At 47.6% G+C, this 14,588-nt stretch carries 11 protein-coding genes; all 11 read right to left on the bottom strand.

What is annotated here, in order from left to right; all coding sequences use genetic code 11:
• Window positions 1-62: 62 nt before the first annotated feature.
• A complete protein-coding gene (locus EKG38_RS16565; protein ID WP_126521332.1) occupies window positions 63-3,494 on the bottom strand; it encodes a DNRLRE domain-containing protein in 3,432 nt (1,143 codons plus the stop codon).
• 238 nt (window positions 3,495-3,732) lie between these two features.
• Window positions 3,733-5,451: a sodium:solute symporter family protein gene (locus EKG38_RS16560; protein WP_126521331.1), complete on the bottom strand. Its 1,719-nt coding sequence runs from the start codon at window positions 5,449-5,451 to the stop codon at window positions 3,733-3,735.
• Window positions 5,452-5,478: 27 nt separating this feature from the next.
• Window positions 5,479-5,745 carry a DUF4212 domain-containing protein gene (locus EKG38_RS16555; protein WP_012142092.1) on the bottom strand — a complete coding sequence of 89 codons (267 nt, stop codon included), beginning with the start codon at window positions 5,743-5,745 and terminating at the stop codon, window positions 5,479-5,481.
• 288 nt (window positions 5,746-6,033) lie between these two features.
• On the bottom strand, window positions 6,034-6,168 hold the full coding sequence (locus tag EKG38_RS25370) for a hypothetical protein (protein ID WP_281277006.1): 135 nt from the start codon (window positions 6,166-6,168) through the stop codon (window positions 6,034-6,036).
• 9 nt (window positions 6,169-6,177) lie between these two features.
• Complete coding sequence (locus EKG38_RS16550) at window positions 6,178-6,606, bottom strand: Mor transcription activator family protein (RefSeq protein ID WP_126521364.1); 429 nt, start codon at window positions 6,604-6,606, stop codon at window positions 6,178-6,180.
• 592 nt (window positions 6,607-7,198) lie between these two features.
• Window positions 7,199-7,831 carry a thiol:disulfide interchange protein DsbA/DsbL gene (locus EKG38_RS16540; RefSeq protein WP_126521330.1) on the bottom strand — a complete coding sequence of 211 codons (633 nt, stop codon included), beginning with the start codon at window positions 7,829-7,831 and terminating at the stop codon, window positions 7,199-7,201.
• A 56-nt stretch (window positions 7,832-7,887) separates the two neighbouring features.
• A complete protein-coding gene (locus tag EKG38_RS16535) occupies window positions 7,888-8,760 on the bottom strand; it encodes a Rossmann-fold NAD(P)-binding domain-containing protein (protein ID WP_126521329.1) in 873 nt (290 codons plus the stop codon).
• A 76-nt stretch (window positions 8,761-8,836) separates the two neighbouring features.
• Window positions 8,837-10,042 (bottom strand): HD-GYP domain-containing protein, encoded by a 1,206-nt coding sequence (locus tag EKG38_RS16530; protein WP_126521328.1) that lies wholly within the window; start codon window positions 10,040-10,042, stop codon window positions 8,837-8,839.
• 684 nt (window positions 10,043-10,726) lie between these two features.
• Entirely contained in the window at window positions 10,727-11,212 is a 486-nt protein-coding gene (locus tag EKG38_RS16525; protein ID WP_126521327.1) for a DUF2919 domain-containing protein, read from the bottom strand.
• Window positions 11,213-11,458: 246 nt separating this feature from the next.
• Window positions 11,459-13,471, bottom strand: coding sequence for an NAD-dependent DNA ligase LigA (gene ligA / locus EKG38_RS16520; RefSeq protein WP_126521326.1), 2,013 nt, complete (start codon window positions 13,469-13,471; stop codon window positions 11,459-11,461).
• Between the two features lie 90 nt (window positions 13,472-13,561).
• The gene (gene zipA, locus EKG38_RS16515) at window positions 13,562-14,572 is read right to left on the bottom strand and encodes a cell division protein ZipA (protein ID WP_126521325.1); all 1,011 of its coding nucleotides are present in this window, start codon (window positions 14,570-14,572) and stop codon (window positions 13,562-13,564) included.
• Window positions 14,573-14,588: the final 16 nt, after the last annotated feature.

Raw genomic sequence — 14,588 nt, 5'->3', positions numbered from 1 at the left:
AGATACGCCTGGACAATTCAGTGTCAGGAATAAGATTATTATCTTATAGAAGACTCTCATGGCTAGGGCACAATCACAGAGCCAGAGGTCATCTCGCCATCGAAGCTATCGCCTCCCCGCTCAATATTGGTGACGGTAAAAGAGAAAACGTCGCCGCTTTGAGCCGCCACCTTAGATAACTTCAAACTGACAGAGCCGTTTGCCCCCGTCGTCCCCGATACCATCTGCGGTGTACCATTGACTAAGGTCCAGTTGCCGCTCACCTCGGCGTTCGCTGCCGGGCTTCCCGAATCATCTATCACAGAGACCTGAGCCGTAATATCGTAGCTGCGCCCCTTCCTCTTAAGAGATAGAGAGACATCATCGGCCTGTAATTCCGTAGGTGCAGAGATAGTCGTCGTCACGGAGACCTCTTGTGAAACAGCCGACTCCTCGACACCATCGCTGGCCGATATAACATAGTAATAGCGGGTATCAGGCGCTACCGGACTATCGAGATAATTCGTCACGAACGATTGAACGGGCGAGTTATAGCCGCCAGAATCGAGTGAACGGTAGATGTTATAGCTAGTCGCCTGAGCCACACCTGACCAGCTAAGCTCAACATGAGTGCCATTGAAGCTGGCACTGAGATCCGTTGGCGCACTGATGCCATCACAGGCTGTGGCATCGGGGTAAATACAGTCACTGGTCTCAATGTTGTCACTCTCGAGGTAGGTGTAGCCAGTGAGACTCAGGGAGTTAACGGTGAAGATAAATTGACCACTGCTGTTCTTGTTTGCGTTGCCCGAGCTGAAGCTGACCTTGCCCTCACCCGATGTCACACCAGACACAGACTGTGTCGACAGGCCTGTCCAACCGCCCTGCACCGCGACGTTACCGATACCTGAGCCCATATTATCGACAACCCAGACCTCAGCCTGTGCTCTGAGCTTTTTCCGATTCACCGACTCGATAGCCATGGCTATCTGCTCGACATGTACCGAGGCCGCTATGGCATTGGTAGTGACATTCAGTGGCGCGCTGGGAGCGGATTCGTTATTGGCACCATCGAAAGCAATCACCTTATAGGCATAGTCTGTTGCTGGTGTTAAACCGCCATCATCGAAACTCGTTATCAATGATGTGGCTATCATCACATCGTCACGCAGTATCTTATAGCCGGCCACAGCGACATTATCGGTTGCCGCATTCCAGCTCATAGACGCACTTTCGGTAGTCACTGAACTGAGTTGCAAATTTTCAACCCGGCTCGGTGCTTCGCTATCCCCCTCTGGCTCAGGTAGGGAGTAAACCAGTGTTAATTTAGGGTGGAAACTCGTCGACTCGCTCGAATAAAAATCGGCACCATCTGAAGCCGAGGTGTTTGCGATGATAAAGCCATTATTGTTGACGGCGCCATCCACCCAGGACTGAACCACCTCGATCCCCGCTAAATTGAGGTTGGTGGTAAATAGCCCAGTCGATGGTGAAATTGAAGAGAGAACAATCGAGCCTCGATCGCTCCCGCCTTGTCCACCAGCCGACTCCCAAGCCATGCTGGCTCGATACTGCTGCCAGGTCACTTCACCTTCGACCCAAGGAGAATAAAGCGCGAAAACATCATAGCTACTAGCCGATGGGTTAAACACATCCAGGGTGATCGCCGCCGACTCGACAGTGGCATTACCTGGAATTTGACTAATATCCCATCTAAGAAGACTCGAAAGATCGACTCCGCCGCCATCATCACCATCGATAAACAGGCTCGAACTCGCCCCATAGTTAGTGTCACCATTGAGCTCACTGATATAGGCATCACTTGTACCGGCATAACCCGCGGCAGGACTGACTCCATCCTGAAATGCGACTGTGATTAGATTGATATAGGTAAATGTCTGCTGGGTATCGGCGACTATTGTGTTAAGCGAAATATCTTCGATGCCATTAACGGTCAGGGTGTAGAGCTGTGAAGGCGTCAGGGCCGAGGTCGTTAAGGTGACTTCTCGCTGATTTGCACTCAGCTGGGCCCAGAGCACCACTGCGCCGTTATCGAGTTGGTAATTTGCTGGATTATTTGCACTCGTAGAGGTGATATTTTCTGAAAAATCAACCCTGATCTGTATCGTTTCAATCGCCTCAACCGACACCAGCTCAGGAGGAAGGATATCCAGCCCTTTAGTGATGGTGAACTTATCCTGAACGGCATTGGTATTGTCGATAAACGTGGCCGTCAGCTCATTGGCTATCACCTCGACAATGAGCGATCCCAACCTATTGATTGAGGCGTACATGGCCGGGTGGTTAAGCGCTCCGCCCGATATCTTGCCAGAGCTTCCCGCAACCACATAGACGGCGCCATTATTGGCTTGTTGGATCTGCACCGTTTTCTGATAGCTGCCATCTCCGGTTTTCTGACCGTTACCGCCGTCCAGCTTCATCGTCTCACTGAAGGTCGTTGAACTGCCATAGTGACTATCGATAAGGTATGAACGTTCATAGGAGTGGCTGTGGCCAGATAGGACAAGATCGACGCCGTAAGACTCCAGAATTGGCAGCGCATTTTCACGCATCTCTATCAAGCGTGATTCAGAATCTGAGTTGTGTGAGCCCTTAGTGTAGGGAGGGTGATGCCAGTAAGCGATGATCCAGGGCTGACTGGTCGCCTCTAGATCGTTAACCAACCAGGTCAGCATGGCACCGTTACTTGCCCTGTCTGTTTCGTGGGACTCGAGGCAGATAAAGTGGATCTGGCCATAATCGAAAGAGTAATACGCTTCGGTTCCCGATGGAACGCCTCCCGCTTCACCGTTTGTCGGCAAGGTGAAAATATCGTAATAGGGTCCATCCTGTGACGCTGAATCAGCACTTGCTCCGTCGTGGTTACCTAACGTGGCCCACAGCGGAGATTGCTTCAACAGCTCGGGATAGAGATCAAACACCGCCGCTTGGTACTCATTGTCGGTGCCGGTTGAATAGGCATTATCACCCAGCATGATCCAAAGGTCGGTGTATTCACTTCCGGTCCGCGTCAAATAGGCATCTCGGACGGCTCGTGCATTACTGTCTGCGGTGCCGGAATCACCTATGACCCAAACACGGGTAAGCTCAGTGTTACCAAGGTTTGGAGAGGTATAGAAAAAATGGCTGCTATCACCGCCGGCAAGAACGCCGCCCGACTCATCGAGCAAAGCGTAATAGTAACGGGTATCGGGCTGTAAACCCGATATCAGGACACGATGATCCAACCCATCTGCCCCGGATGCGGTGCCACTCAAGTCATTCAGCTCTGTACCGTAAGTCACACTCGATGGGCTGGAGACATCGGTTCGCCATTTGACCGTCATGCTCTGCTGCGTACCCATTTGCAGATAGGGGCCACGGTTCAGGTTCTCGGCCCGAACGTCAAATACAGTTATAACAAGCAGTGAGCAGAGTAAACCACTAAGAAAGAGTCTGTTAATCGCAGGCTTACATGACTGGAATGATAAAAATGACAAGAATGAGCCGCTCATAAATACCACCACACCTTGCGGGCTCTTAGCTAGAAACAGAAGCGAGAGCAATAAGTAATGAGATAAGTATATGCACTAATACCGCATTGTGCCTGAGCTTGCACCTACATAATAGATGTGATACTGGGATCTGGTAAAGCAAAAAAAGAGCGCCGAAGCGCTCTTTTTTAATCTAACTTTGACTCTGAATTTAGATCAGAATTTGAATCAGTCTTTTAGTCAGACTTTTAATCAAAGATTAATGATCGTGCGCCTCGCCTGACCCTTTAGGGAAACGAATCGACTCAACCATATCAACAACATCCTGAGGTACCGCTGCCGTAACCTTACTTACTCCAAAGGCGACTGCAAAGTTAACCACCATACCCATCATACCAATGCCTTCGGGAGAGATCCCAAGGAACCAGTTGTCGGCGTTGTTCATTTCCGGATTCATGAACTTAAAGAACACGATATATGAGGCTGTGAACAGTAGACCAATCACCATACCGGAGATAGCGCCCTCTTTGTTAACCGTCTTAGAGAAGATGCCCATGATGATTGCCGGGAAGAGTGACGATGCCGCCAATCCGAATGCAATCGCAACGACCGCCGCAACGAAGCCCGGTGGATTAATACCGAAGTAACCCGCCATCACAATGCCTAAGGCTGCTGCGATACGTGCGAACATCAGCTCTTTCTTATCTGAGATATCGGGCATCAAGTTCTTCTTCAACAGGTCGTGAGACACCGAAGTCGAGATAACCAGCAACAGACCCGCCGAGGTTGATAGTGCCGCCGCTAAACCACCCGCTGCGACCAGTGCGATAACCCAAGCCGGTAAGTTAGCAATTTCAGGCGTTGCTAATACCATGATATCACGGTCAATCTTCATCTCACTTTCGGCGCCTTTGGCATAATAGATCTTGCCATCGGCATTTTTATCATCCCACTTAATCAGACCCGTCTTTTCCCAGTTCTTAATCCAATCCGGTGCAGTTTCATACGCAACACCTGTTGAATCCTGACCATTAATCGTCTCAATCATATTTACACGAGAGAACGCCGCTAATGCAGGAATCGTGGTGTACATGATAGCGATGAATACCAGTGCCCAACCCGCAGATACACGTGCATCTTTTACCCTAGGCACAGTGAAGAAACGTACGATAACATGAGGCAGACCCGCAGTACCAAACATCAAGGCACCAGTGATAAAGAACACGTCAATCATGCTCTTAGAGCCTTCGGTATATTGAGCAAAACCAAGCTCGGTCGATAGGCCATCTAACTTGTCGAGCAGATACACTCCTGTACCGTTACCCGCCGCATCGATAAGCTCAGCACCGAAACCAACTTGTGGCAGGATGTGACCCGTCATCATGACAGAGATAAATATAGCTGGAACCATGAAAGCGAAGATAAGTACACAGTATTGAGCCACTTGCGTGTAAGTAATGCCCTTCATTCCACCCAACACAGCATAGAAGAACACCACGGCCATACCTATATAAACACCGGTTTCGACATCAACTTCGAGGAACCTTGAGAATACAACTCCTACACCACGCATCTGACCCGCGATGTAAGTGAAGCAGATGAAGATGGCACAAATAACGGCTACGGTACGCGCTGCCTGAGAGTAGTAACGGTCACCGATAAAGTCGGGCACGGTAAACTTACCAAACTTACGTAGGTATGGTGCCATACACAGTGCAAGCAGTACGTAACCACCAGTCCAACCCATCAGGTAAACTGAACCATCATAACCAACAAACGAGACGATACCCGCCAGTGAAATAAATGACGCCGCCGACATCCAATCTGCCGCTGTCGCCATTCCGTTCATCACAGGGTGAACACCACCACCTGCCACATAAAATTCTTTGGTCGTTCCGGCTCTACTCCAGATCGCGATACCAATATATAGGGCAAACGTCACGCCCACGATTAAATAAGTTAATGTTTGTACATCCATCTCACGGCTCCTTTCTTAGGTTGAATGTTAGTCTTCGTGAACATCATATTTTTTGTCTAATGCGTTGGCCTTGGCCACATAGACAAAAATCAGCGCGACGAACACATACATTGCACCCTGCTGCGCAAACCAGAATCCTAATTTGAATCCCATGAAATGAACTTCATTTAGTACATCGACTAATAAGATGCCGCATCCAAATGATACAGCTGCCCAAATTGCTAATAACCCCAGGACTAAACGCAAATTCTCGCGCCAATACCCTTCTGCCTTTTCGTTACTTTCAAAACTCATAGTGACTCCCCTGTGCTGGTTTTTATATTAAAGTCATAGTTAATCTACCAAGCATCGAGGCAACAACAATCGCGACCTTAGTCTAACGTTGGCGGCAACTTAATTTAGAAAGTCAGAAAACCCTATATTTAACAGCGCCTTCAAAGTTGACGCCGACGTCAACCTGCAACAAAAGTACTCAAAGACCTTAGACTAAGGTAGGAGGAAAATTAGAGGATAATGAACAACATTTTGCAGTGCGCCGCCTAAAATGGGAAAGACAATCGTCATTCTTGGGAGTTTGAAGGGCTATAAATTCTCAACTAAGCGGCTTGGGCTCTGGTTAGATTCAGGCTTGGTGAGCTTGTAATGTAGCATATCGGCAAGCGTACCTGATTCGGTGAGAATGCTATCGGTTCGCTCACCGGTTTTATTTTTGTTCATTGCGATATATCAAATTAATCGTCGCAGCTTTCTCGCTACAAACGCGGCTCGCTGTTCGGCAATAATCAGATTGATTCTTCGCTCGGAGAGCCCATATTCACGAGATAACTGCTCCAGATTATCACCTTCAAATTCGCGCCAGATACGGATATCACGTAGGACGTCTTTGAGGGGTTCGCCGTTGGGGATATAGAGAACACGGTCACCAAGGTAAATGCTTAATGTGGTGGCTAAGGCTTCGCTGATGGCCAGTGCATTGCGTACCTTTTGTCCCTCTAAGGTGACCCGCATCAGCTCACATAGGCTTTGTAGGGACGATGGCCAGCGCTTGATAAAATCGGAACGCTCATCAGGTTTGAGTGTTTGCAGGGTTTCTAATACTTGTTCCAGCTCAAAATCACTGCTATGAATTAAATCCATTTGCTCTTCATGCATCATCTTATTCACAAGATAGCCCTCCGTTGGCTTGAGTTAAATATAGCTCAACAATTGCGGTGTGGCTGGCTAATAATACCAATCGGTATAAAGGTGTGGTTACTCAGCGAGAGTTTAGCGCTTGTGAGGCAAGGCAACGAGTGAAGAACATAGTTATTCTACGTTTAAGCTCGTTAACGCTGTATCGCAAGCGCTAAAACTCGCCTTTCAGGAGTGTTTTTGGCAGCCTACTTCTGTGTTGAATGAGTTCAAAAGGGATCACCATTCCCTCACTCTTTCGCCTTGAATTATGCAGCCAAAAATAACTCTGAGTTGACCACGTTCTTATACCGATTGGTATTAAACATGCAGTAATAGATACTGATTATCCACTTTCTTTTAGACCTTGGATTAGCACACGTTTATGCCAGTTTTTAAGGCATAGCGGACTAAGTTATGTTGGTTAGTGATCGATGACAGAATAGAGTGGGCGTTTGCGCAAATTAAAAGTAGAAGCCATTATTCTTAGACGGTTATCTGGCCTGACAATAACTAAAAAGCCCGCTAAATGCGGGCTTTGACTCTTTATCATCCATAGCAAGGTGAGCAGAGGATCTTAGTTTTCGGCTTCCAGCGACGACAGATAGCTCACCAACTCGGCCAACTCCTCGGCCGTGCGATGCTTAGACTTGATCAGGTATCGACCATTAACTAATAACGATGGTACGCCACGAATTCCGGCCAACTGAGCCTGAGTGTCATAATTAGAGATGGCAAGACTGGCATCGGCCGAACTCATCGCTTTCTCAACCTTGTCGGCACTGACGCCTTGCTGCACGAAATAATCTCTTAATTGCTCAGGACGTGTAAACGCCCCCTCCTTCTCATGTATACGTCTAAAAATATTGCCATGAACCTGCGGCGTTAATTTAAACTTTTGAGCCAGGTAGTAGGCTTCCTGGCTTAAGATCCAACTCGGGCGACCGGCACCGATAGGGGTTCTGCTAAACTCCATCTTGTCACCGAGGAGCTCGACCGTTTTCTCGAACAAAGGATCCTGACGGTAGCAATGACCACAATTATATGAGAAAAACTCTCTGACAATAGGAGACTTAGCCTCGGGGATCCCTCTGACTTGCACATAGTCGACCCCTTCGACAAAGCTCTGGGCCTCTACTCTGTTGAACATCATCGTATTGGCAGCAACGAAAAGCAGTAATGTGGTTAAAGGCCACTTTAAAAAATTCATCGTCTCTTCCTAAGTTAATTCCTGAGTTAATACCTAAATTAATAGCTAAGTTCAGATTAGTTACATTCACCAAGCATAGCTAAAGGGTCGTTATAGCGATATTGAAAGCCTAATTCTGTAGAAATTTTAGTGCCGTCGATGCACTTACCGACTTGCCCGACTTGCGACTCCTCGCTGAATGTCGGCACCTCGAGAGATAAGTCTTTAGCCGCCGCCGAATAGAAGGCTTCCCGGCCAGGATGTTGATTCGCACAAATATTATAAACGGGGGATAGAGAGTTACCCGATAACAGACAAGACACGGCGCCGATGCAGTCGTCCAAATGCACCAGATTAACCGGTGACTCTCGACCAGGTAAATTTTGTTTTCCCGCCAAGAAGCGCCCCGGATGTCGTCCCGGCCCGACTAAACCGGCAAACCGGATAACGCAGCTGTTAGGCTGCTCGCTGAACAGATTCTCCGCCTCAAGCAAAACCTCACTCGATGGCGAGTGCGGCGTAGCATCACTTTCTCTTACGGGCTTTTCTGAGGAAGGGTAGACCCCCGTGGTGCTGACAAAGATGATCCTCATATACTCATGCTGAGCCATCAGGCGCTTGAGGAAACTCAAACGTTGCTGGTAAGCACCGGGAGATTTTACAATTGCAGGAGGAATATTGATGATGATGGCATGGGTATGAAGCCTTTGATGTAGCATAGCTAACGTCGATTCATCGAATCCAGGCTCACACTCTCCAATCACACTCCCATTGAATTGCTGCTTATCGAGATCCAGACTAAAGCCTGCAATACCTTCATGAGTTAACGCTGCCGCCGCTTCCATCGAGCGCTTGCTACCGCTAACAATATAACCCTGTTTAACTAATGCCTGTGCCAGCGGTAATCCCAACCATCCACAACCCACAATACTGACTGTTTTAATCTTCAAGGTTACTCTTTCCTAAACGTTTATTATTATTTCTAGATATTTATAACATCATATATAAAAAAGGCGAATATCTTCACTATTTCGGCACACCACTGAAATAGAAACTGATGCCCATATCGGCCTGCAGAGCCCTCATAGCCCCCTCAGATAGCTCTTCAAGCTTTAAGACCTTCTCAACGAACACGTCCTCCTGGGTAAGAAAACGCAACGCCGGCTCGCTACCGTCGGCATTACAGGCCCAGACTTGGGGCTGCTTAACCTCTTTGGTGGTCATCATGACCTTGCCTACGGTTTGGTCAGAAAGCTCTACAACTGTACCCGGCGGATAGATACCTAAAATTTTAACCAGGACGGCAATCAGTGACTCGGCGTGCTTACCTGCCCTATTCTTAAACAAGTAGCCCAAAGCGACCTGTGGAGAGCGTAGTTCATCGGTCCAAAGTTGCCTGTCATAATCATTTGCCAGACTGACTATCTGAGTCACTATAGGGATCTTATTTCCTTTCAAGCCATCGGGGAACCCGGTTCCATCGATAAACTCATGATGATGCAGAATAATATTTAAGACCATCTCAGGGTACAGGCCCGTCTTATAGAGCATATCGTAGCCAAAATTGGGGTGTTTTTTCATGAAGTTAGCTTCATGTTCGGTTAGTGGCCCCTTCTTGCGACGAATAAGATCGGGCACCTTAAGCTTACCGATATCATGATAGAGGCAGCCTAAGGCGATATCTCTCATATCCGATTTAGAAAGCTCCATCGCCTTGGCAATCATCAGGGCGACAACCGCTACCGAGATCCCATGTTGGGTGATGCTCGCATCACTCTCACCCGCGCTCACCAAGGCAAGAAATGGCGTTTCCACGTCATGCATATGTTCGAGCAGATCTTCAACCAGGGCGGCCGAATTACGATAGGCACCTTCTGGATCACTCGCAATCTTGCTAAATGATGAGCGACTCTCGTTGACACATTTAATAAACCTCTGCTGACTGAGCCTCAATGACTTTCGGATCAGCATCTTGTGATCCACTTCAACCTTAACTTCTTCGACCTCCTCGACTTCGACCAGTGCAGCATCGGCTTGCTCGATTATCTCTTCGCCGGAAAGCAAGATCACATAGGTAACACCTAAACTCTTGATTAGCTCAATTTGCGCTTCTTCTTTAATTTCGACACGATTAAACAGGAAAGGATGATTCTTCCAAGAGAGGGGTAATTTTACTGTGATCCCGATCTGTAGCTTATCTACGGGTAAATGTATCTGCTCGGCTTTAGCCACCAATGAACTCCTGCACCTGAAACCTTGAATTAAACAAGATATCGTTCCCTATTTTAGTCTCAGTATAAGGTTACAAACACTATCATATGTGAAAACCTACTGAACTTAATGACATAACTATAGAGCATTAGCAAAAAATCTTAAGTAAAAAATATCAAATTTATTACAAATAACCACTTTTTTAGGCTAAATAGCCCTATATATATCCTAAAAATAGTTCATTGTAGCGATGAACAGCGCACTAATTGTTATCATTTAGTGAGAATGAGTCACTTTCATTGCCAACATAAAACTCAATACTCTCACCAGACAGCAAGAATAATAATGAGAAAGCAGATAAAAGCAGATATTAGTTATTCCAACTCAAGAGCAGGAAAGTGGCAATTACTCCCAAATAGATATTGCATACAATATCCAAGAGCCATATAGTGAACATATTCTTTGAGGAGGCATTGCCCCCGTCAATGTCCCTTTGAAGAGTGTTGCTGTCAATTGTCCTTTATTATTAAAAAGGCCACCTACCGCTAAAGTTAGGTGATTAATTTAATAATTTCGATTGAACCCCTGGATCGAAATACAAGTATGTAGTCTGTATTACATGATTCTTTGGCGCTGCATTTTGCAGCGCCTTTTTTTATCTTAACTTTCCATGGAAAACCGAACTCTGAACGAGTATGAACCGGATTAGACCTTACCCGGAAACCTCTGTTCTTTGGGCCAATCATCGAAGTAATAACTTAGCCTTTTAGATTTAAACAGATAGATCAAACTCCAAAAAAGCAGTAATGCATCTAACCCCATGCTCCAGTTATAGAGATAGTGAGAATTAATAGTTCGTTCAATTAACAATCCACCATCGATGGACAATAACAATAACAACACCCATTTCAGCTGACCAAATATCGGCCTCACCCATATCGGCGAACGTTTCCGTTCGGCAATCACCACCCCATAGACCAGTAGAGCACCAAAGCCCGCCATCAAGGCCATGATAAAATCACTTTTATGAGGATAAAAGAGTGCAACCAGTCCGGCGCGATCGCTAGATTGGGTCAGGGAGGCGATAAAGATACACCAGCCACGCGCAATATAGACCAGTATCAGATAGAGATAGAGGGGAGGTTTAATATGCCCTTTGTCATCGAGCCAGGTGATATTGCTGAAATTCACAGAGTTGCCTTAAATTATCTTTCTACACAGTGATATGGAGCCATAAAAAGATAATTCAATGCTAATATTCAAACCGGACTCAGAGAAGGGGCATTTATTGTTAAAATGACCGATTGCTCAGATGCCTCTCTGGCTCCCAGCTTTACTGTCGAAATAGGGCACTTAGGATGCCATTCTTTGACATCCTAACTCTAACTAAATCTAATTAGGACAGGCTATAACCGACTAACGACAATAGGCGGTGAGTTACTCGCCACTCAATACGGCTAACAGACCATCTTCATCGATCACCTTAACACCCAGATCCTGAGCCTTGGTCAGCTTAGAACCTGCCGCCTCGCCCGCCACTAAGCAATCGGTATTTTTAGAGACACTACCGGCCACTTTAGCCCCAAGCGCCTGCAACTTAGCTTTAGCATCGTTACGGTTTAGCTTAGTTAAGGTTCCCGTGAGCACCCAGGTCTGTCCCTTAAGCGATAACGCCTCCTCGGACACGGCTTCAATTTCAGGCCAATGAACACCGGCTTGTACCAGATTATCGACCACCTCGAGGTTGTGAGGTTGGGCAAAAAAGTAGGTCAGGTGCTGAGCAACAATCGCGCCGACATCATCCACCTTGATAAACTCATCCGCATCGGCAGACTTTAACCTGTCCAGGTTTTTAAAGTAGTTGGCCAAGTTCGCCGCCGTCGCTTCTCCCACTTCACGGATCCCCAATCCATACAGGAATCGGGCAAAGGTCGTTTGCTTAGCGTCTTCGATAGCAGCCACCAGTTTAGTGGCCGATTTCATCCCCATTCTGTCAAGCATGGTCATCGCAGAGGCAGTTAACTTAAAGAGATCGGCGGGACTTGCCACCAGCTCTTTATCGATAAGCTGCTCAACCACCTTATCACCCATGCCATCGACATTGAGCGCCTTACGGGATGCAAAATGTTTAATAGCTTCTTTACGCTGCGCCTCACAGAACAGACCGCCGGTACATCTGGCAACCGCCTCTCCCTCGGTGCGTTCAACCATGCTGTCACACACAGGACAGGTCTGAGGAAACAGAATATCGCTTGCACTATCCGGACGCTTCTCGGCGACAATAGCCACGATTTGAGGGATCACGTCTCCGGCTCGCCGCACTATCACTGTGTCGCCTACTTTCACGCCGAGCCTGGCGATTTCATCGGCATTATGCAGCGTCGCATTAGACACAGTCACGCCGCCGACAAACACAGGCTTGAGTCTGGCCACTGGAGTCACCGCTCCGGTTCGACCAACCTGAAAATCAACGCCTTCGAGCAGGGTCATCTCCTCCTGAGCGGGAAACTTAAATGCCGTAGCCCATCGGGGGGCTTTCGCCACAAACCCCAATTGAAGCTGATGCTCAATGCTATCGACCTTAATCACCACGCCGTCAATTTCATAGTCCAGCGCATCACGGCGGGTGAGAATATCGTTATAATAATCGATCACAGATTTGACATCACCGCGCAGCTTAACTTCACTGCTCACCGGGAAGCCCCAGGATTTAAGCTGCATCAATTGCTCGTGATGTCCCTTACCTAAAGGCCAGCTTTCAGGCTCGACGACCCCCAAGGCATAGGCATAAAACCCCAGTGCACGACTCGCGGTTATTTTGCTGTCCAACTGACGCAGGCTGCCAGCTGCGGCATTACGCGGGTTAACAAACAACTTCTCACCTTTCGCTCTGGCTCTGTCGTTGAGTGAATCAAAGGCTTTTTTCGGCATGATCACTTCCCCTCTGACTTCGAGCAGAGGGGGAAAATCGCTACCACGTAACTTAAGCGGAATAGAGAGGATGGTACGTACGTTTTCGGTGATATCTTCGCCGACGCTACCATCGCCTCGAGTCGCTGCACGCTCATACACACCGTCGCGATAGAGGATACTGACCGCTAAACCATCGAGTTTAGGCTCACAGCAAAAAGTCGGCGTCTCACTGGTTTTATCGCTGATGCGCTTATAGAAGGCATCAAACTCATCTTCGCTGAAGACGTTATCCAGACTCAGCATAGGCTTAAGGTGAGTGATTTGATTGAACTTGGCTAACGGCGCGCCCCCGACTCTCTGTGTCGGTGAGTCCGGCAGGCAAAGCTCTGGGTTTTCTGCTTCAAGCTGCTTTAATCGGTTGATTAAACGATCATATTCAGCATCGGGTACACTCGGTGCGTCATCGACATAGTAGCGATAGTTGTGCTCATTAAGCACTGAGGTCAGTTGTTTAATCTCTTCTTGAATAGCGTGCATCTTGTTATATCCGAATAAACGTGAGAAAGGCCGCAAAGGCGGCCTTTCAAAAATAAGTCTTTAATTTTGTCGCCGAATAAAAGCCGGCAGTTAAGAATTCTGTGTGCGAATACGCTGCAGATAGTTTAGCTTAGTGTTTTCACACCAGGCAACACGACCACCATCGAGAAGCTGACCACCCAGGTCATCGGCCAGTTGGTGAGCTGAATTTAACATGATAGAGAAATTCATCAAGGGCTCGCCATGACAAGGCAGCGTCATAAATAATACAACGCCCTCGGTAGTGAACTGTTCCATATCATCGAGGTTAAACACACCAGGTTTCACCATATTCGCCAGTGAAAACAGTGTTTTCCCGGTACCAGCATTGTCTTCATGACGATGGAAGATACTCATGTCGCCAAACTTAAAGTTCAGAGACAATAGAGAGGGTAGCAGTTCGGCACCACTAAGCTCTTCCCCTTCGGAGGCGACCACATGCAATACCAATACATCTTGTGGCTCGGGCAAGGTTTCAGGCTCTTGAGCAACCACCTTTGGCTCGGGCACAGACTCTGACACAGGTTCTGGTACTTCAATCGAAGGCTCAGGAGAAAGCGCTGGCTCAGTCGCCTCAAACAATGAACTTTGGTTAGGTGCAGTTTCTTGGCCCAGTCCCAACTCCATCTGATTGATCTCCTCCTGCTGATGCACTTCGGCAGACAACACAGGCTCCTGTCTCTGACGTGATGCTTTCTGTTTAGGCTGATCTGACAGAGAAAAGTCATCACCGGCCTCTGCAACATCTTCATCTTCACGAACAGGGCTGTCCACCTGGCCCTCGGAGGTCAGAGTAGGCTCTTTTGGTGCAAAGTCGATTTCATCTTCGCCGCGATCGTCATCAGAAATGGGAGACCCTTTTCTGATTCTTACCTGCCCAATACCATCGGCATCAAACCCTTGGTGATCTCGACTCGCGTCCTGATCTTTATAGAAGCCCGTCATGGGGCTCTCTTTTAATGATTTAGGTTGTTGTTTTCTAATGGACCAAAAACCATGCACAAGTACCGCGACGATTGCAATCGCACCTAACACAAACAATACCAGTTGCAAATTTTCCATTGGTTACCTTGTCTTT

Source organism: Shewanella canadensis (assembly GCF_003966225.1).
Taxonomy (GTDB): Bacteria; Pseudomonadota; Gammaproteobacteria; order Enterobacterales; family Shewanellaceae; genus Shewanella; species Shewanella canadensis.
Note: the sequence above shows the minus strand (reverse complement) of the source record. Positions and strands in the feature narration are given on the sequence as shown.

Excerpts from the sequence above, each read along its gene's own strand:
- EKG38_RS16565 (WP_126521332.1), bottom strand. The coding sequence starts at position 3,494 with ATGAGCGGCTCATTCTTGTCATTTTTATCATTCCAGTCATGTAAGCCT.
- EKG38_RS16560 (WP_126521331.1), bottom strand. The coding sequence starts at position 5,451 with ATGGATGTACAAACATTAACTTATTTAATCGTGGGCGTGACGTTTGCC.
- EKG38_RS16555 (WP_012142092.1), bottom strand. The coding sequence starts at position 5,745 with ATGAGTTTTGAAAGTAACGAAAAGGCAGAAGGGTATTGGCGCGAGAAT.
- EKG38_RS25370 (WP_281277006.1), bottom strand. The coding sequence starts at position 6,168 with ATGAACAAAAATAAAACCGGTGAGCGAACCGATAGCATTCTCACCGAA.
- EKG38_RS16550 (WP_126521364.1), bottom strand. The coding sequence starts at position 6,606 with ATGATGCATGAAGAGCAAATGGATTTAATTCATAGCAGTGATTTTGAG.
- EKG38_RS16540 (WP_126521330.1), bottom strand. The coding sequence starts at position 7,831 with ATGAATTTTTTAAAGTGGCCTTTAACCACATTACTGCTTTTCGTTGCT.
- ligA (WP_126521326.1), bottom strand. The coding sequence starts at position 13,471 with ATGCACGCTATTCAAGAAGAGATTAAACAACTGACCTCAGTGCTTAAT.
- zipA (WP_126521325.1), bottom strand. The coding sequence starts at position 14,572 with ATGGAAAATTTGCAACTGGTATTGTTTGTGTTAGGTGCGATTGCAATC.